This window comes from Prosthecomicrobium sp. N25, assembly GCF_037203705.1.
Classification (GTDB): domain Bacteria; phylum Pseudomonadota; class Alphaproteobacteria; order Rhizobiales; family Ancalomicrobiaceae; genus Prosthecodimorpha.
This window is the reverse complement of the sequence record NZ_JBBCAT010000002.1, coordinates 90,241-109,408: the sequence shown is the minus strand read 5'-3', so window position 1 is coordinate 109,408 and position 19,168 is coordinate 90,241. Positions and strand designations below refer to the sequence as shown.

The following is a 19,168-nucleotide window of genomic DNA, read 5'->3' as shown; positions in this document are numbered from 1 at the left end:
CCCGATGATCGAACGCCTCGCCGACGCCGTCCTGCTGGCCTGGGGCTGGCGCCGCGCCGCGATCGGCATGGGAGCCGGCGCGCTCGCCGCCCTCGCGCAGGCCCCGCTCCACCTCTTCCCGGTCCTCTGGGTCTCGCTCCCGGTTCTCGTCCTGCTCCTCGACGGCGCGGTCGCGCCCGGCCCGGACGGCACGGTGATCCGCCCCTGGCGGTCCTTCTTCGCCGTCGGCTGGCTCTTCGGCTTCGGCTACTTCCTGGCCGGGCTCTGGTGGGTCGGCGCCGCCTTCACGGTCGACCTCGCCCAGTTCGGCTGGCTCCTGCCGATCGCGCTCGCGGCCCTGTCCGGCGGCCTCGCCCTCTTCATGGGCCTCGGCGCGATCCTCGCCCGCGCAGGCTGGCGCGACGGCCCGGCCCGCATCCTCGCGCTCGCCTGCGGGCTCGCCCTCTCCGAATGGCTGCGCGGCCACGTGCTGACCGGCTTCCCCTGGAATGCGCTCGGCTACGGCCTCGCCGCCGACGACCGGCTCATGCAGGCCGCCTCCCTGGTCGGGATCGAGGGCATGACCCCGCTCGCCGTGCTGATCTTCGCGAGCCCCACCGCCCTGTTCGGTCCTGGCCGCGGCCGGCGTGCGGCGGCGCTCGGCGGCCTCGCCGTCCTGGCCGGGATCTACGGCTTCGGTGCCTGGCGCCTGTCGGGGGCCGACGCGGCCGGGTTCGAGCCGGGGGTGCGTCTGCGCATCATGCAGCCGGCCGTCGACCAGTGGCGAAAGTGGAAGCCTGAGTTCCGGGCCGAGATCCTGAACCGCTACGTCGAGCTGTCGGCTGGGCCGGACGGCCGGGGCCTGAACGGCGTCACGCACCTGATCTGGCCGGAATCGGCCTTCCCCTTCTTCCTCGCCCACGAGGCCTGGGCGCTTTCGACCATCGCCGACCTCCTGCCGCCCGGGACGACGCTGTTGACCGGCGCCATCCGGGCCGAGCCGCCGTCGGCGGGAGAGACGCGCCCTCGGGTCTACAACTCCGTCTTCGCCGTCCGCGACGATGCCGAGATCCTGGCCGCTTACGACAAGGTCCACCTCGTCCCCTTCGGCGAGTACCTGCCCTGGCAGGACACCCTGGAGAGCCTGGGCCTGCGCCAATTGACGCACCTGCGAGGCGGCTTTTCCGCAGGTCCCAAGCTGCGGACGTTGCGGATCCCCGGAACGCCACCTCTGTCTGCACTCGTCTGCTACGAAGCAATCTTTCCGAGTGCCGCCATCGATCCCGCCGACCGCCCTTCCTGGCTCCTCAACGTCACCAACGACGGGTGGTTCGGAATAACGCCGGGCCCCTATCAGCATCTCCACCAAGCGAGACTTCGTGCCGTCGAGGAAGGGCTACCCCTTGTCAGGGCAGCAAATTCTGGCGTCTCCGCGGTGATCGACGCCTTTGGGCGAGTTCAGACCAAACTACCTCTGGGAGAGAGCGGAGTGATCGACGCCGGCCTTCCGCGATCGATAGCGGCGCCCTTCTACACGGCCTGGCGTCATTTCCACCTCTGGGTCGTAATCGCCGGCATGCTCTTCTTAGGATTAACCGCGCCGCGCAAGTTTTCTCGTTATGCGCTCATTGACGCGACCATATGCGACCAGCCATGATGCAATCACGGGTCTATTGGACTCGCTGATGGACGACCGTGTCTCGACCTTCCCCGAAATTGCGCGGGGCCAGGGAGAGATGCGTGCGCGCTGATGCAGGAGAAGGAGTCCGGGAACCGACGCGTCGCCGGGAGGCGACGTCAAGAAAATCGAAAGACGTGGAACAAAGGTGCCAAATGGCCAGTAAAAAATCCCCCAATCCCATCGATATCCATGTCGGCAGCAGGGTGCGGCTGCGCCGGATGATGCTTGGAATGAGCCAGGAGAAGCTTGGAGAGCATCTCGGGATCACGTTCCAGCAGATTCAGAAGTACGAGAAGGGGACCAATCGGATCGGGGCCAGCCGGCTCCAGGCGATCGCCCGCGTCCTCAACGTCCCGGTGGCCTTCTTCTTCGAGGACGCCCCCGGCATGACCCCGGTCGCCGGCAACCAGGGCTTCGAGGAGTCCAACGCCGCATCCTACGTCGTCGACTTCCTGTCGTCGTCGGAGGGCCTCTCCCTCAACAAGGCCTTCGTCCGCATCCGCGACGCGAAGGTCCGCCGCAAGATCGTCGATTTGGTCCGCAGCATCGCGGGCGAGGACGAGGAATAGGGCCGAGCCGTCCCGCGACCGGTTCCGGTCCGCGACCCTGCCCGCACGCGGCCTGCTGACTTCGGATGGGTGGATCCGAAGTCTTCGGGCTCACTTCCGATGATCTGAGGAGTGCGATCGACGAAATTCCGGCTTCAGCTGCGTTAGGGTTTACAAAGGATTGACGAGAGGTCCAGCCCCCCGACGCGCCGATGACCGGACTTCGGGTTGACCGGCGTCGCACGGGACTGCTAGACGGTCGCGCAGAGCGGGGCCGCCCCGCTCGACCTATTGCCGTCCCAGATCCGGAAAGGTTTCACAGTGGCCCGGTCGAACTACGTCTTCACCAGCGAGTCCGTGGCCGAGGGCCACCCCGACAAGGTCTGCGATCGAATCTCCGACGAGGTCGTCGACGCCTTCTTCCGCCTCGGGCCGGAGGCGGGCTGGGATCCGGCCCACCTGCGTGTCGCGTGCGAAACCCTTGCGACCACCAACCGGATCGTCATCGCGGGCGAGACCCGCGGCCCGGCGGTCATCACCCGCGACCTGATCGCCCACACGGCCCGCATGGCCGTGCGCGACATCGGCTACGAGCAGGACGGCTTCCACTGGGACAAGGCCGAGATCGGCGTCTACCTGCACGCCCAGTCCGCCGACATCGCCGTCGGCGTCGACCAGGCCGGCAACAAGGACGAGGGCGCCGGCGACCAGGGCATCATGTTCGGCTACGCCTGCCGCGAGACCCCGGTGCTGATGCCGGCCCCGATCTACTACGCGCACGAGATCCTCCGCGTCCTCGCCGAGGCCCGCAAGACCGGCCAGGAAAAGGCCCTCGGCCCCGACGCCAAGAGCCAGGTGTCGGTCGCCTACGAGAACGGCAAGGCCGTCCGCGCCACCCAGATCGTGCTCTCCACACAGCACCTGGACGAGAGCCTGTCCTCCGCCGACGTGCGCACCATCGTGGAGCCCTACATCCGCCGGACGCTGCCGGAGGGCTGGATCACGGCCGAGACCGTCTGGCACGTCAACCCGACGGGCAAGTTCGTCATCGGTGGCCCCGACGGCGACGCCGGCCTGACCGGCCGCAAGATCATCGTCGACACCTACGGCGGCGCGGCCCCGCACGGCGGCGGCGCCTTCTCGGGCAAGGATCCGACCAAGGTCGACCGCTCTGCCGCCTACGCGGCCCGCTACCTGGCCAAGAACGTGGTCGCGGCCGAGCTCGCCGACCGCTGCACCATCCAGCTCGCCTACGCGATCGGCGTGTCCCAGCCGCTCGCCGTCTATGTGGACCTGCACGGCACCGGCAAGGTCGACGAGGCGAAGGTCGAGAAGGCGCTGCGCGAGGTGATGGACCTCACCCCCCGCGGCATCCGCACGCACCTCTCGCTGAACCGCCCGATCTACGCCCGGACGTCCGCCTACGGCCACTTCGGCCGGGCCCCGGACGCGGACGGCGGCTTCTCCTGGGAGAAGACCGACCTCACCGGCGCGATCCGCTCCGCCGTCGGCTTCTGAGTCCCGGCGGCGACCGGGTGTCGGGGGCGGGCGAGGCCGAACGGTCGGCAGCCTTCTACGGCCGCCGCAAGGGCAAGCCCCTTCGCGACCGCCAGGCCGAGTTGATCGGCGGGCTCCTGCCCCGCCTCGCCCTCGGCCTCGACCGGCCGGCCCCGGCCGACCTGCGCACGCTCTTCGCCGACCCGGTCGCGGACGTCCACCTGGAGATCGGCTTCGGCGGCGGCGAGCATCTCGTCGCCCGCCTCCGGGCCGAGCCCGGGCTCGGGCTGATCGGCGCCGAGCCCTTCCTGAACGGCATGGCCAAGGCGCTCGCCTCGATCGAGCGCGAGCGGCTCGCCGGTCGCGTCCGCCTGCATCACGCCGACGCCGTCCCGCTCCTCGACTGGCTGCCACCCGCGAGCCTCGGCCGGGTCGATCTCCTCTATGCCGATCCCTGGCCGAAGAAGCGCCACTGGAAGCGCCGCTTCGTCGACCGCGCCAACCTGGACCGCATCGCCCGGGTCCTCCGCCCCGGCGGCATCTTCCGCTTTGCCAGCGATTGGCCGGACTACGTCGACTGGACGCTCCGGCGCCTGCTCGACCACCCGGCCTTCCGCTGGACGGCCCGCGCTTCGGCGGACTGGCATACGCCCTGGCCGGAGTGGCCCGGCACCCGCTACGAGGCCAAGGCGCTCGCGGAGGGCCGCCGGCCGGCCTACCTGACCGCCGAGCGGCTCTGAAGGAGCCGCGGGGATGACGCTCGACCTGCTCCGTCTCGGGCGCCGCCTCCTGGACCGGCTCCGGCCGACCTCGCCGCTGAGCCTCGTCCCCAAGCCGCTCGTCTGCGCCCACCACCCGCTCGTCATCGTCTGGTCCGCCCGGTCCGCCTGCACCTCCACCACCGCGTGGTTCGCAACCGCCTCGGGCTTCGAACCGGATCTGCCCACATCCGGCCTGTCGGTGCACGAATACCGGCGCAAGGTGATCTATGGCAGCCCGTCCTACCGCGCGGCCCTTCGGCGCCCGCTCGACGGCCTGACCGTGGTTCACGTCGCCCGCGACCCCGGCGACCGGGCCGTCTCCACCTTCCGGCACGCGCTCCGGACCGGCTTCGAGGACCGGCGCCTGGCCGCCTCCCCGCTCGGTCCCTTCGACCGCGAGGCCGGCTTCTCTTTCGCGCGCTGGCTGGACTACCTCGAAGCGATCGACATCAGGGCCGGCAACGTCCACTACCGGCCGCAGTGGCATCCGTTCGAGGAGACGCGCCGTCCCGACATCGTGATCCATGTCGGTCGGCAGGACCTCTTCGCGGAACTCGACCGTGTCGGACGGCGGCTGGGACTGCCCGGGTCGATGGACCGTGCCCCGCCGTGGCTCGCGCGCCTCGAGGCGCACAGGGCCGCCCGTCAGGGCGACATCGAAGGCGGCGACCTGTCCGGCCACCCCTTCGGCCGGCTGGCCGCGGCGGGCCGGGAACCCTGGCCCCGCCCCGCCCAGCTCCTCACCCCCGACACGCGCCGTCGTCTCGAAGCACTCTATGCGGTCGATGTCGAGAACTTGATGAGCCGGGTCTGAGCGGCGCCCCCCGGGATCGGATCGCGCCTGTGTCCGTCGCCGCGTCCGGCCGGACCGGCCCCGTCCGCCCGAAATCGCCCGCCCGGTCTTGCGCCCGGCCCGGAATTGGCTATATTCCGGGTCGAGTTCGATATCTCAGTCTGCTCGATGAGAGTACGGTGAGAGTGGGCCCCTCGGGACCCGCTCTTTTTTGTTACCTGAATCCTGTGCCGTCCGGTCCGAATCCGGCGGCGGAGGGGAAGAGGATCCGAAGACACGTGACGCGCCACGAACCGCGCATCATCGCCGAGACCGGTCTCGACGCCCGCGTCGCCGCGATCGCCGAGCCGGTGATCGAGGACCTCGGCTACCGGCTGGTCCGCGTGAAATGCTCGAACCGCAACGGCTTCACGGTGCAGATCATGGCCGAGCGGCCGGACGGGACCATGAACGTCGAGGACTGCGAGACGATCAGCCGTGACCTGTCGCCCGTCCTCGACGCCGACGATCCGGTCGGACGCGCCTACAACCTCGAGGTCTCCTCGCCGGGGATCGACCGCCCGCTCGTCCGCGTCTCCGACTTCGACCGCTGGGCCGGGCACGTCGCCAAGATCGAGCTGAACCGGCTGGTCGACCGCCGCAAGCGCTTCCGCGGCACCTTGCTGGGCGTCAAGGGCGAGACCATCGGCCTCAAGCCCGACGAGCCGCCCGCCGAAGGAGAGCCCGACACGGTCTGGCTCGCCCTCGACGACCTCGCCGAGGTCCGCCTGGTGCTGACCGACGATCTCATCAAGGCCTCGCTCAGGGCCGGAAAGAAACAGCTCCGCGCCGGCGACGGCGACGGGGCCGACGAGGGGGGCGGCCCGCCCGCCCACTGAACGTGAAGCAGCGCCGGGGGGCCGAACGGGCCCGTCGCCGGCGGATGGAGAAGACCCATGGCAGTCAGCGCCAACAGGCTGGAACTCCTGCAGATCGCCGACGCGGTCGCGCGCGAGAAGGTGATCGACCGCAAGATCGTGCTCGCCGCGATGGAGGACGCCATCCAGAAGGCGGCCCGCTCGCGCTACGGCTCCGAGACGGAGGTCAAGGCCGAGATCAACGCGCGCACCGGGGAGATCCGGCTGCAGCGCCTGCTGATGGTGGTCGACGAGGTCGAGAACCCGGCGATCCAGATCTCGGTCGACGAGGCGCGCATGAAGAACCCGGCCGCCCAGGTCGGCGACATGATCGCCGAGCCGCTGCCGCCCATGGACTTCGGCCGCATCGCCGCCCAGTCGGCCAAGCAGGTCATCGTCCAGAAGGTGCGCGAGGCCGAGCGCGACCGGCAGTACGACGAGTTCAAGGACCGCATCGGCGAGATCGTCAACGGCACCGTCAAGCGTATCGAGTACGGCAACGTCATCGTCGACCTCGGCCGCGGCGAGGCGATCGTCCGCCGCGACGAACTGATCCCCCGGGAGAACTTCCGCAACGGCGACCGCGTCCGCGCCTACGTGTACGACGTCCGCCGCGAGCAGCGCGGGCCGCAGATCTTTCTGTCCCGCACCCATCCGCAATTCATGGCGAAGCTCTTCGCCCAGGAGGTGCCGGAGATCTACGACGGCATCATCGAGGTGAAGTCGGTCGCCCGCGATCCGGGCTCCCGCGCCAAGATCGCCGTCTATTCCCGCGACAGCTCGATCGACCCGGTCGGCGCCTGCGTGGGCATGCGCGGCAGCCGCGTCCAGGCCGTCGTGGGCGAGCTGCAGGGCGAGAAGATCGACATCATCCCCTGGTCGCCCGACGCCGCCACCTTCCTGGTCAACGCCCTCCAGCCCGCCGAGGTGACCAAGGTCGTGCTCGACGAGGACGCCGGCCGTATTGAAGTCGTGGTCCCGGATGACCAGCTATCTCAAGCGATCGGCCGGCGCGGTCAGAACGTCCGGCTCGCCTCGCAGCTGACCGGCTGGGACATCGACATCCTCACGGAGGCCGAGGAATCCGAGCGGCGGCAGAAGGAATTCCAGGAACGCACGCAGCTCTTCATGCAGGCGCTCGACGTCGACGAGGTCGTCGCCCAGCTGCTCGCCACCGAGGGCTTCACCAGCATCGACGAACTCGCCTACGTGGATCTCGACGAGATCGCCCGCATCGAGGGCTTCGACGAGGACACCGCGCAGGAGATCCAGAACCGGGCCAACGACTACCTGGCCCAGATCGAGGCCCAGCACGACGAGGAGCGCAAGGGCCTGGGCGTGGAGGACGCGCTGCGCGAGGTGCCCGGCGTCACCACGGCCATGATGGTCGCGCTCGGCAAGGACGGCATCAAGACCGTCGAGGACCTCGCCGGCTGCGCCACCGACGATCTCGTCGGCTGGACGGAACGCAAGAATGGCGAGACCGTTCGCCACGACGGCAGCCTGAAGGGTTTCGAACTCTCCCGCGAGGAGGCGGAAGGGATTATCATGGCGGCGCGCGTCAAGGCCGGCTGGATCGACGAGATCCCGGCTCCGGCCGAAGCCGCCGGCGAGCTCGAGACGGAGGCGGAGGAGGGCTGAGCCCGGTCCGGTCGCCATGCCGCGCAAGAGCGAGCCGACGGAGCGCACCTGCATCGTCACGCGCGAGACGAAGCCGATCGGCGATCTCTTGCGTTTCGTCCTCGGTCCCGAGGGCGAGGTGGTGCCGGACCTGAAGCGGACCCTTCCCGGCCGCGGCGTCTGGGTCTCGGCGACCCGCGCGGCGGTCGAGACGGCCACCCGCAAGCGGCTCTTCGGCCGCGGGTTCGGCGAGGAGGCCAAGGCCGATCCGGGCCTTCCGGACCTGGTCGACCGGCTCCTCGCCAACGCGGCGCTGGGGACCCTCGGCCTCGCCCGCAAGGCGGGGCATCTGGTGGCCGGCTTCGCCAAGGTGGAGGCGGCCGTCCGGTCCGGCGAGGCGATCGGGCTCGTCCACGCGAGCGAGGCCGCCGAGGACGGCGTATCGAAACTGGCGGCGGCGCTCAGGCGCCGTCCCGACGGAGGCAAGGACATACCGGTCGTCCGAACCTTCTCCGGGGCCCAATTGGACTTGGCATTGGGCCGGTCGAATGTGGTACATGCTGCGGTGCTCGCAGGCCGGGCGGGCGAAATCTTTCTCGAGAGGCACCATGCCCTCGAACGTTACCGTGGCGGTCCTGCCGCCCCGGTGACGGCAACCGACCGTACGAGGGGCGGAGACGCCCCGCAGGACTGACAGGCTCATGAGCGATACGAAGAGCACGACCGACAAGACCCTGCACGTCGACGTCAAGAAGACGCTGACGTTGAAGCCGAAGTCGGACACGAACGTTGTCCGGCAGAGCTTCAGCCATGGCAGGTCGAAGGCGGTCGTCGTCGAGACGAAGAAGAAGCGGATCCTGAAGCCCGGCGAGGTCGAGACGCCCGTGCGTCCCGCCGTCGAAGCTCCGGAGCCGGCGCCCCGTGCCGCGGCTCCGGTCGCACCGGCACCCGCCGCCCCGCGCCCGCAGGCACCCGCGGCCACCGCAGCTGCCGCTGCGCCTGCCGCTCCGGTCCGGTCCACGCTGAACGTGCAGCCGAGGTCCGCCTCGCCGTCCGCGCCGCGCACCGGCGTCGTGCTCCAGGCCCTCTCGGCCGACGAGCGCGCCGCCCGCGCCAATGCCCTCGTGGAGGCCCGGGCCCGCGAGCTGGAGGAGCGCAAGCGCGCCGAGGAGGAAGCCCGCCGCCGCGCCGAGGAAGACGAGCGCAACCGCCGGGAGCGCGAGGAGGCCGAGCGCCGCAAGACCGAGGAGGAGGCGCGCAAGCGCCACGAGGACGAGACGCGCCGCCGCGCCGAGCAGGAGGCCCAGCGCCGCCTCGACGGCGGGGAGCCGCGCCCGGCCGAGCCGGTCCAGGCCCGCGTGGTGCCGCCCGGCGGGCCGCGTCCCGCCCCGGGCGCCGTGCCCCCGAAGCCCCTGTCCCCGATCGCCGTCAAGCCGCCGATCACCGGCAAGGCCGAGGAGGAGGAGGACGACGGCGCCCGCCGCGGTCCCGCCCGCGTCACCACCATCGCCAAGAAGGCGCCGGTCCCGCCGCCGAAGCCGACCCGCGAGAAGGTCGCCGAGAAGCCGCGCGGCAAGCTCACCGTCGTCACCGCCCAGAAGGACGACGAGGAGGAGGAGCGCGGCCGGTCGGTCGCCGCCTTCCGTCGCCGCGTGCAGCGCCAGCAGCGCCGCATGATGTCCAACGAGCCACGCGAAAAGGTGCTCCGCGAAGTGGTCATCCCCGAGACGATCACCATCCAGGAACTCGCCAACCGCATGGCCGAGCGCGGCGTCGACGTGATCAAGCTCCTGATGAAGCAGGGGCACATGTTGAAGATCAACGACGTGATCGACGCCGACATGGCGCAGCTGATCGCCGAGGAGATGGGCCACACGGTCAAGCGCGTCGCCGAATCCGACGTCGAGGAGGGCCTGTTCGCCGCCGCCGACGCCGAGGGCGACCAGACGCCGCGGCCGCCGGTCGTGACCATCATGGGCCACGTCGACCACGGCAAGACGTCGCTCCTCGACGCCATCCGCTCCACCAAGGTGGCGGCCGGCGAGGCGGGCGGCATCACCCAGCACATCGGCGCCTACCAGGTCGAGATCCACGGGCAGAAGATCACCTTCATCGACACGCCCGGCCACGAGGCCTTCACGGCCATGCGGTCGCGCGGCGCGAAGGCGACCGACATCGTGGTCCTGGTCGTCGCGGCCGACGACGGCGTCATGCCGACGACCGTCGAGGCGATCAACCACACCCGCGCGGCGGGCGTGCCGATCATCGTGGCGATCAACAAGATCGACAAGCCGGACGCCAACCCGGAGCGGGTCCGCACCGACCTGCTGCGCCACGAGGTGGTCGTGGAATCGATGGGCGGCGACGTCCTCGAGATCGAGGTCTCGGCGACCAAGAGGCTCAACCTCGAGAAGCTGCTCGAGGCGATCCTCCTGCAGTCCGAGGTTCTCGAGCTCAAGGCCAATCCGGAGCGCACCGCCGAGGGCACCGTCATCGAGGCGAAGCTCGACAAGGGCCGTGGCCCCGTGGCGACCGTGCTGGTCCAGCGCGGCACCCTCAAGGTCGGCGACATCCTGGTCGCCGGTCCGGCCTGGGGCAAGGTCCGCGCGCTTCTCGACGACCGCGGCAACACCATCAAGGACGCCGGCCCGTCGATGCCCGTCGAGGTGCTCGGCTTCCAGGACACGCCGGAGGCGGGCGACCGCTTCGCGGTGGTCGAGAACGAGGCCCGTGCCCGCGAGATCACCGACTACCGCGTCCGCCTGAAGCGGGAGAAGAGCCTCGCCAGGGGTTCGTCGCAGCGGTCGTCGCTCGCCGACATGATGAGCCAGCTCAAGGAGGCCGGCCGCAAGGAGTTCGTCCTGGTCGTCAAGACCGACGTGCAAGGCTCGCTCGAGGCGATCACCGGCGCCCTGGAGAAGCTCGGCAACGACGAGGTGCGCGCGCGCGTCATCCACGGCGGTGTCGGCGGCATCACGGAGTCGGACGTCTCCCTGGCGGCCACCTCCAGCGCCGCCATCATCGGCTTCAACGTACGCGCCTCCAAGGAGGCCCGCGAGGCCTCCGAGCGCGAGGGCATCGAGATCCGCTACTACAACGTCATCTACGACCTGGTGGACGACGTGAAGACCGCGATGTCCGGCATGCTCCCGCCGCTCCTGCGCGAGACCATGCTCGGCAACGCCCGCATCCTGGAGATCTTCAACGTCTCCAAGGTCGGCAAGGTGGCGGGCTGCCTCGTGACCGACGGCGTTGTGGAGCGCGGCGCCAACGTGCGCCTGATCCGCGACAACGTCGTCATCCACGAGGGCAAGCTCTCGCAGCTCAAGCGCTTCAAGGACGACGCCAAGGAGGTCCAGTCCGGCATGGAATGCGGCATGGCCTTCGAGGCCTACCAGGACATGCGGGCCGGCGACGTCATCGAGTGCTACCGTGTCGAGACGGTCAGCCGCACCCTCTGATCTGCGACACCGGTCCCGGGCGAGCCCGGGACCACCCTCCGGTCCGCCGGAACCTCTCCGACAGGCCGCGCTTCGGGTCCAAGCCCCGCTCGCGCGGACGAACGAGTTTCCATCATGACCCGCTTCTCCCAGGGGGCCGCCGGCCCCTCGCAGCGTCAGCTTCGCGTCGGCGAACTGGTGCGACACGCCCTCTCCGAGATCCTGTCGCGCGGCGAGGTCGCCGATCCGGATCTCGACGGCGTGCTGATCACCGTGCCCGAGGTCCGGATGTCGCCGGACCTCAAGCAGGCGACCGCCTTCGTCATGCCGCTGGGCGGCCGCAACCAGGACAAGGTGCTGGCCGGCCTCGAGCGGAGCCGGAAGTGGCTGCGCGGCCAGGTCGCCCGGCGGGTGAATCTCAAGTTCGCCCCGGACCTTCGCTTCGCCCTCGACACCCGCTTCGAGGACGACGATCGCGTGAACGCCATGCTGAAGAGCCCGGGGATCCGCAAGGACCTGGACGAGGGCGAAGGCGACTAGCCGCGGCGCTCCCGCCGGCGACCCCCCGGAACGCATGCTCCTCCGGAGCAGATCGGAAGGAACGGACCATCGTGGCCCGCAGGAAGAAGTTCGACGACGTCAACGGCTGGCTCATCCTGGACAAGCCGGTGGGCATGACCTCCACCCAGGCGGTCGCCCGCGTGAAGCGCCTGATGCACGCCAACAAGGCCGGCCATGCCGGCACGCTCGACCCTCTGGCGAGCGGCCTCCTGCCGGTCGCCCTCGGCGAGGCCACCAAGACCGTCTCCTTCGTCATGGACGGCCGGAAGGTCTACCGCTTCACCGTGCGCTGGGGCGAGGAGACCGACACGGACGACACCGAGGGCAGGGTCGTGGCCCGCTCGGAGGCCCGTCCGGCGCCCGACGACATCCTCGACGTGCTCGACGAGTTCACCGGCGAGATCATGCAGGTCCCGCCCGCCTTCTCGGCCATCAAGATCGACGGCGAGCGCGCCTACGACCTCGCCCGCGACGGCGAGACCGTGGAGCTCGAGGCCCGCCCGATCCTCATCCACCGGCTCGACCTCGTCGAGACCCCCGACGCCGACACCGCCGTCTTCGATTGCGAGTGCGGCAAGGGCACCTACGTGCGCGCCCTCGCCCGCGACATGGGCCGCCGGCTCGGCACCCGCGGCCACGTCGTCGCCCTCCGGCGGCTCCTCGTCGGTCCCTTCTCGGAGGAGGACATGGTGCCGGTGGAGCGCCTCGAGGATCTCGCCGCCGGGGAGGATCCGGCGGCGGTCCGCTCCACCCTGCTCGCCGTCGATACGGCCCTTGCGGAAATCCCCGAAGTGGTGGTCAATCGCGACGGTGCCGCGCGGCTGCGCCGCGGCCAGGGGGTCATCCTCCGCGGCCGCGACGCCCCCGTGGGGGTCGGCACCTGCGCGGTCACCTGCGCGGGCGACCTCGTCGCGATCGGCGAGATGGAGGGGGCGGAACTGCGCCCCTTGCGCGTTTTCAACCTGGAAGGATGAACGGCCCTTGCGTTCCGGTCTCTTCGCCTCGGTCCTGGCAGGCCTGCTCCTGGCGGCCGATGGCGGTCCGGCCCGCGCCGCGGAGGCCTGCAGGGTCGCCGACCCGACGGGCACGCCGCTCAACGTGCGTAGCGCGCCCGGCGGCGAAATCCTCGGCACGATCGGCAACGGCCGCGACGTCGAGATCCTGGAGACGCGGATCGACGACCGCGGTCGCGCCTGGGTGCTGATCCGGACTCCCGGCGTCGGCGCGGCGATCGGTTGGGTCTTCCGCGACTTCGTCGCCTGCCGCCGCTGAACCGGGCCGGGCGCCGTACGCCGCCGGCCGGGACGCCGATCAGTGCGACAGGAACGGCGTGATCCTGATGTTCTCGAACACGGTCTTGAAGGCAGCGTCGATCTCCGCGGGTTCCTTGCCCTTGGCGAACAGCCCGGGAGTCGCGCAGGCTCTCAGGTTCTTCTCGATGCCCGAGCTCTTCGAAGTGTCAGCGTAAGGGTAGGCCTGCGCCTCCTCGACGGCATGGCGCGCGTGCGACTTGTAGGTCGGCAGGGGCGAGTTGATGTATTCGGTGTACACGACCGCCACCTGGGCGCCTGTGGCCTTCAGCTTGGCGCAGTCTGCCGGCCGGATCGGGAAAACCGCCTCCCGGCCGCCCGAACCGGCGCTGGAGGCGCAGTTCTGCGACTTCAGTCCGTCGGTGACCAGGAGAACGACTTGCGTGGGAACCCGTTCTGCGGTCTCCTTCGAGGCCGCCTTGTCCCGCCATTTGGCGAGATTGCCGGCGAACTCCGGCGCGACCATGTCGAAGAACGTGTTGGCGTACCCGTTCCAGCAGTTGTTCCACAAGGTGAACTTCGCCTTGTAGGATTCGGACGCTGTCCCGCCGGAGCCCAGAGTGACGTCCGCGGCGTTCGAGATCTTGTTCTGGAAGGCGTTCAGATCGGCATTCGGGTCGAGGTGCTTGACCAGCGTCGTGCTGAACGTGCTCAGTCCCATGCGCACATAGGTGTCTTGCGCCTTGGCGGCGGCCGCCAGCGTCGAAACCTGTTTGATGCCCGCCTTGGCCACGTTGAAGCGGAGGGTGACCCCGGCGTCGTGTGCCAGCGACTCCATCGTACCGCTGTAGTTGAACGTCTTCGTATGACAGGCGAACTCGCAGCCTGTGAGGCCCTTACCGAGCTTGTCGTAGCCAAGGAACGTGAAGCCCGGGATGGTCGTATCCTCCGTGTCGGCGTAGAGGTAGGTGGCCGTCAGCGTCTCTCCGGGCTTCAACTTGTCGATGGCCGCGTCCCGAAGCTCGGCCTTTTTCTTGGCCGACACCTGCCGCAGCAGCAGACGATCCGCCTCCGAGGCTCCGACTCCCATGGAGTCCGAGGAGTCCAGCAGGACATGGATGTCGATGTACTTCTTCGTGCCGTTTTCGGCCGTCGCCGACCCGGCGATTTGGATACTGTCGACTTGGGCGATCTTCAGGAATGTCGTCGCGATCGACGCCTCGAAGGCGACGGTCGAGGTCACGATCCCGTTCACGCTCGACTTGGACACGGTAACCTTGGGTGGGCCGACGAGCATCGACAGGTCGGTCTGGGCCAAGTTGGCGAGGAAGAAGTCGCTGCCGACCGCGTTCGCTCCCTGCTCCTTGAAGTCGGGAGAGAGCACCGCGAGTGCCCCGTCATCGGCAGCGGCCTGGAAGCGGGTCTTGAAAGCGACCGCACGGCCGTAGTCGATGGCGCAGCCCATGGCGACCAGGATGGGCAGCAGCAGAAGAGCGAACGCGATCGCAATGCCTCCCCGCTCGTCGCGGGCGAAGGTCGGCCGGTTGGCTCGGGACATCGGTGCATCTCCTTACGGAACATCGACCACCAGATGTGCCTCGCGCCCACTAACGTTGCGTAAGTTCGTCCGTGTAAACTCCGGGGTATCTGTCGATTTTTATGCGCATTGCGCCGATGACGGCGCGAATCTCCGGAGACAGGCGCAGCTGGCCGACGAATCCGGTGGCGCTCCCCTGGTGTTTCGTGCATAAGGACCCCGCCGCGCGCGCCCGGGCATGCCCCGAGCGCGCCATCGGCATTTTCCGACCCGGCTGGACGACATCCCGGCCGGGCCGTTCACTCCAGATGACAAGGAGCCCCCGATGTCGATCACGGCCGAGCGCAAGCAGGCGCTCATCAAGGAATACGGGTCTTCCGCCGGCGACACCGGCTCGCCGGAGGTCCAGGTCGCGATCCTCTCCGAGCGCATCGCGAATCTCACCGAGCACTTCAAGAGCCACGGCAAGGACAACCACTCCCGCCGCGGCCTCCTGAAGATGGTCAGCCAGCGCCGCAGCCTCCTCGACTACCTGAAGAGCAAGGAAGAGGCGCGCTACCGGACGCTCGTGGCCAAGCTCGGCCTGCGTCGCTGACGCAACGGCGCCTCGCGGCGCCAGCGCCGCCGCGGCGGCGCGGATCCGGATGGACCGGGGTAGGCCGAGTAGGGGCCGCCGGCGATCCGGATCGGACCACGGGTCGGGGCGGCATGGGGCCGGCCCGCCATCGATTGATCGACACGACAGGAGCCATGGCAGGATCGCAGGATACTCTCGTGGCGGCCATGGGGCCGCGACGCGAGGGAGTTTCCCGCCGTCTTGCTCATGGCTCTGCGTGTTTCTGCCCAGGGTAGACAACCAACCATGTTCGACATTCATCGCGAAGTCATCGATTGGGGCGGCCGCACCCTCGTCCTCGAGACGGGCCGCATGGCCCGCCAGGCCGACGGCGCCGTCCTCGCCACCTATGGTGACACCACCGTCCTCGCCACCGTGGTCTCCGCCAAGGAGCCGAAGGCCGGCCAGGACTTCTTTCCCCTGACGGTCAACTATCAGGAGAAGACCTTCGCGGCCGGCAAGATCCCCGGCGGCTACTTCAAGCGCGAAGGCCGCCCGAGCGAGAACGAGACGCTCGTCTCGCGCCTGATCGACCGTCCGATCCGCCCGCTTTTCGTCGAGGGCTACAAGAACGACACGCAGGTGATCGTCACCGTGCTGTCGCACGACCTCGAGAACAACCCCGACATGGTGGCGATGGTGGCGGCTTCCGCCGCCCTGACGCTCTCCGGCGTGCCCTTCATGGGCCCGGTCGGCGCCGCCCGCGTCGGCTACATCAACGGCGAGTACGTCCTCAACACCCTGATTGACCAGAAGGGCGACAGCCAGCTCGACCTCGTCGTTGCCGGCACCCAGGACGCGGTCCTGATGGTCGAGTCCGAGGCGCAGGAACTGCCCGAGGACATCATGCTCGGCGCCGTCATGTTCGGCCACCGCGGCTTCCAGCCCGTGATCGAGGCGATCATCCGGCTTGCCGAGAAGGCCGCCAAGGAGCCGCGCGACTTCCAGCCGAAGGACTACTCGGCGGTCGAGCAGGCGATGCTCGCCATCGCCGAGGCCGACCTGCGCGCCGCCTACATGAACACCCAGAAGCAGGTGCGCTACGCTGCCGTCGACGCCGTCAAGGCCCGGGTCATGGAGGCCATGGTCTCCAAGGAGGACGGCGACGGCAAGTACGACAAGGAGACGGTGGCGACCGTCTTCAAGGAGCTCCAGGCCAAGATCGTGCGCTGGAACATCCTCGACACCGGCAGCCGCATCGACGGCCGCGACGTCCGGACCGTCCGTCCGATCGTGTCGGAGGTCGGCGTCCTGCCGCGCACCCACGGCTCGGCCCTCTTCACCCGCGGCGAGACGCAGGCCCTCGTGGTCGCGACCCTCGGCACCGGCGAGGACGAGCAGTTCATCGACAGCCTCGAGGGGACCTACAAAGAGCGCTTCCTGCTCCACTACAACTTCCCGCCCTACTCGGTCGGCGAGACCGGCCGCATGGGCTCGCCCGGCCGCCGCGAGATCGGCCACGGCAAGCTCGCCTGGCGCGCCGTCCGCCCGATGCTGCCGCTCCACCACGACTTCCCCTACACGATCCGCGTCGTGTCGGAGATCACCGAGTCGAACGGCTCCTCCTCGATGGCGACCGTCTGCGGCTCGTCCCTCGCCCTCATGGACGCGGGCGTGCCGCTCAAGAACCCGGTCGCCGGCATCGCCATGGGCCTGATCCTGGAGGGCGAGCGCTACGCGGTCCTCTCCGACATCCTGGGCGACGAGGACCATCTCGGCGACATGGACTTCAAGGTCGCCGGCACCGAGAACGGCGTCACCTCGCTGCAGATGGACATCAAGATCCAGGGCATCACCGAGGAGATCATGCGGGTCGCCCTCGGCCAGGCCAAGGACGGCCGGCTGCACATCCTCGGCGAGATGGCCAAGGCGATCACCCGCCCGCGCGCCGAGCTCGGCGAGTTCGCCCCGCGCATCGAGACCATGAAGATCCCGACCGACAAGATCCGCGAAGTGATCGGCTCGGGCGGCAAGGTGATCCGCGAGATCGTCGAGAAGACCGGCGCCAAGGTGGACATCTCGGACGATGGCACCGTCAAGGTCTCGTCCTCCGACCAGAAGGCCATCAAGGCCGCCGTCAACTGGATCAAGTCGATCGCGGCGGAGCCCGAGGTCGGCCAGGTCTACGAGGGCACGGTCGTCAAGTGCATGGAGTTCGGCGCCTTCGTGAACTTCTTCGGCTCGCGCGACGGCCTCGTCCACATCTCCCAGCTCGCCCCCAAGAAGGTCGCGAACGTCAAGGACGTGGTCAAGGAAGGCGACAAGGTCTGGGTCAAGCTCCTCGGCTTCGACGAGCGCGGCAAGGTCCGCCTCTCCATGAAGGTCGTCGACCAGAAGACCGGCGAGGAGATCAAGCAGGACGCCGGCGAGGGCAAGGCGGCGGAGTGATCTGCGCTGAATGTTGTTTTGGCAGGCGCTTGGGGACACCAAGCGCCTGCCATTCGATCAAGAATGGGGAGATGTCACTATCGCACGCAAAAAAACTCTTGCGAATCAGAGCCATACCGATAGTGTCTCAATTAGATAAAGAGGACTGCGCTTATTGGTGATCTATGTATGCCATTTCCGAATTGGACATCGAGCGAAGAGCCGATCGAGACAATCCTTGGTGGACAGATGAGAACGTTGAAGTCGTAGATCCGCGTTTTCCAAAGAGAATTTATTATCGAAGCTTCTCAGCTCTCGCCCTGAATTTTGAAGTGCGACGTGCTGCAGTTTTGCTGGGCCCTCGGCGAGTTGGCAAGACTGTAATGATCCGACAGATGATCGCTGAGGCGATCGGACGCGGATTTCCAAGGCAGAACATCTTATATGCCAGCATTGATGCACCAATCTATGCTGGCTACCCGCTAGAACGGTACTTGAAATTTTTCAAGAGTTTTTCGAATTCGGACAGATACATCGTAGTGTTTGATGAGATCCAGTACCTGAAAGATTGGGAGATACACCTTAAGGATCTAGTCGATACGTATCCCAATATTAAATTCGTCGTCACTGGATCGGCCGCGGCGGCACTTAGGCTCAAAAGTAAAGAGTCCGGCGCAGGACGTTTTTCGGAGTTCATGCTTCCACCTCTTACTTTCTACGAATACCAAGAATTCTTGGGTATCGAAAATAAGTATGTACGTTCATCTGGACACAATTCGTACGTCGTGAATGATATTGAAGCTCTAAATCGGACTTTTGTTGACTATCTGAATTACGGCGGATACCCGGAAGCGGTATTGAATGACCATGTGCGTTCCAATGCGGAGCAGTATATCCGAAATGACATTATCGACAAAGTATTACTTAAGGACTTACCCAGCTTATATGGAATAAATGAGATTCAGGAGTTGAATCGTCTTTTCTCGTTCCTTGCTTATAATGCAGGTAATGAGGCAAGCTTGGAAAAAATTTCGCAAGCCTCTGGTTTGGCGAAGCCGACAATAAAGCGCTATATCGAGTATCTAGAGAGTGCGTTTCTGATCATCAAGCTTCAGACCATGGACGAGAACTGCAGATCGCTCCAGAGGGAGCGTAATTTCAAGATATATTTAAATAATCCTTCGATGCGCGCGGCTCTCTTCGGGCCCATTGACTACACTGATACGGATCGTATTGGGCATCTTGCGGAGTCGGCCGTTTTCTCGCAGTTCCAGCACTCGCCGGCAGCCCGTCGGCTTCGCTACGCACGCTGGAAGAACGAGGGGGAAGTCGATCTGGTATTTTTGACTCAGGAGGACGAACGCCCTCACTGGATTGGTGAAATCAAGTGGTCGGATCGAATTAAGTCAGATCTGCGTCAGCAGACTAGACATCTGATAGCGTTTGCGCGTAAACACAGATCTCTAAGAGCTTTACTATTCACGTCCAAAACCATAAGTACAAAAGTAGACGTCGATGAATTCAGTATATCCATTGTACCAACGGCATTATACTGCTACGCTCTAGGAATGAAAGTGGCCACTGATCTGGAGCAAGCGTCAAATTTGGTCGAACCAGGGTGA

The 19,168-nt window shown here is 67.4% G+C and carries 16 protein-coding genes; 15 read left to right on the top strand and 1 reads right to left on the bottom strand.

Annotation, left to right across the window (positions count from 1 at the left end; genetic code table 11):
- Nucleotides 1–4: 4 nt before the first annotated feature.
- The 12 genes from lnt (at nt 5) to WBG79_RS15255 (ending at nt 13,048) form a co-directional block, all read left to right on the top strand.
- Nucleotides 5–1,636, top strand: a complete 1,632-nt coding sequence (gene lnt / locus WBG79_RS15310; RefSeq protein ID WP_337358061.1) for an apolipoprotein N-acyltransferase — start codon at nt 5–7, stop codon at nt 1,634–1,636.
- A gap of 176 nt (nt 1,637–1,812) precedes the next feature.
- Nucleotides 1,813–2,229, top strand: a complete 417-nt coding sequence (locus tag WBG79_RS15305; RefSeq protein ID WP_337358060.1) for a helix-turn-helix domain-containing protein — start codon at nt 1,813–1,815, stop codon at nt 2,227–2,229.
- 300 nt (nt 2,230–2,529) lie between these two features.
- Nucleotides 2,530–3,726, top strand: a complete 1,197-nt coding sequence (gene metK / locus WBG79_RS15300) for a methionine adenosyltransferase (protein WP_337358059.1) — start codon at nt 2,530–2,532, stop codon at nt 3,724–3,726.
- Between the two features lie 17 nt (nt 3,727–3,743).
- On the top strand, nt 3,744–4,445 hold the full coding sequence (gene trmB / locus WBG79_RS15295; RefSeq protein ID WP_337358058.1) for a tRNA (guanine(46)-N(7))-methyltransferase TrmB: 702 nt from the start codon (nt 3,744–3,746) through the stop codon (nt 4,443–4,445).
- 13 nt (nt 4,446–4,458) lie between these two features.
- Nucleotides 4,459–5,280, top strand: coding sequence for a hypothetical protein (locus WBG79_RS15290; protein WP_337358057.1), 822 nt, complete (start codon nt 4,459–4,461; stop codon nt 5,278–5,280).
- A 257-nt stretch (nt 5,281–5,537) separates the two neighbouring features.
- A complete protein-coding gene (rimP, locus tag WBG79_RS15285) occupies nt 5,538–6,137 on the top strand; it encodes a ribosome maturation factor RimP (RefSeq protein WP_337358056.1) in 600 nt (199 codons plus the stop codon).
- A gap of 57 nt (nt 6,138–6,194) precedes the next feature.
- Complete coding sequence (gene nusA, locus WBG79_RS15280) at nt 6,195–7,796, top strand: transcription termination factor NusA (RefSeq protein WP_337358055.1); 1,602 nt, start codon at nt 6,195–6,197, stop codon at nt 7,794–7,796.
- A 16-nt stretch (nt 7,797–7,812) separates the two neighbouring features.
- A complete protein-coding gene (locus tag WBG79_RS15275) occupies nt 7,813–8,469 on the top strand; it encodes an RNA-binding protein (RefSeq protein WP_337358054.1) in 657 nt (218 codons plus the stop codon).
- Between the two features lie 7 nt (nt 8,470–8,476).
- The gene (gene infB / locus WBG79_RS15270; RefSeq protein WP_337358053.1) at nt 8,477–11,236 is read left to right on the top strand and encodes a translation initiation factor IF-2; all 2,760 of its coding nucleotides are present in this window, start codon (nt 8,477–8,479) and stop codon (nt 11,234–11,236) included.
- Nucleotides 11,237–11,350: 114 nt separating this feature from the next.
- Nucleotides 11,351–11,755, top strand: a complete 405-nt coding sequence (gene rbfA / locus WBG79_RS15265) for a 30S ribosome-binding factor RbfA (RefSeq protein WP_337358052.1) — start codon at nt 11,351–11,353, stop codon at nt 11,753–11,755.
- A gap of 68 nt (nt 11,756–11,823) precedes the next feature.
- A complete protein-coding gene (gene truB, locus WBG79_RS15260; protein WP_443147485.1) occupies nt 11,824–12,750 on the top strand; it encodes a tRNA pseudouridine(55) synthase TruB in 927 nt (308 codons plus the stop codon).
- A 7-nt stretch (nt 12,751–12,757) separates the two neighbouring features.
- Complete coding sequence (locus WBG79_RS15255; RefSeq protein ID WP_337358050.1) at nt 12,758–13,048, top strand: SH3 domain-containing protein; 291 nt, start codon at nt 12,758–12,760, stop codon at nt 13,046–13,048.
- Between the two features lie 39 nt (nt 13,049–13,087).
- Here WBG79_RS15255 and WBG79_RS15250 read toward each other — a convergent pair whose 3' ends face one another.
- Complete coding sequence (locus WBG79_RS15250) at nt 13,088–14,584, bottom strand: TadE/TadG family type IV pilus assembly protein (RefSeq protein ID WP_337358049.1); 1,497 nt, start codon at nt 14,582–14,584, stop codon at nt 13,088–13,090.
- A 304-nt stretch (nt 14,585–14,888) separates the two neighbouring features.
- On the opposite strand from WBG79_RS15250, the gene rpsO reads away from it, so the two are divergent.
- The 3 genes from rpsO to WBG79_RS15235 all read left to right on the top strand — a co-directional run bounded on the left by rpsO (nt 14,889) and on the right by WBG79_RS15235 (nt 19,168).
- Nucleotides 14,889–15,158, top strand: coding sequence for a 30S ribosomal protein S15 (rpsO, locus tag WBG79_RS15245; RefSeq protein ID WP_337358048.1), 270 nt, complete (start codon nt 14,889–14,891; stop codon nt 15,156–15,158).
- 267 nt (nt 15,159–15,425) lie between these two features.
- Nucleotides 15,426–17,567, top strand: coding sequence for a polyribonucleotide nucleotidyltransferase (gene pnp, locus WBG79_RS15240; RefSeq protein WP_337358047.1), 2,142 nt, complete (start codon nt 15,426–15,428; stop codon nt 17,565–17,567).
- 164 nt (nt 17,568–17,731) lie between these two features.
- Nucleotides 17,732–19,168: an ATP-binding protein gene (locus WBG79_RS15235; RefSeq protein WP_337358046.1), complete on the top strand. Its 1,437-nt coding sequence runs from the start codon at nt 17,732–17,734 to the stop codon at nt 19,166–19,168.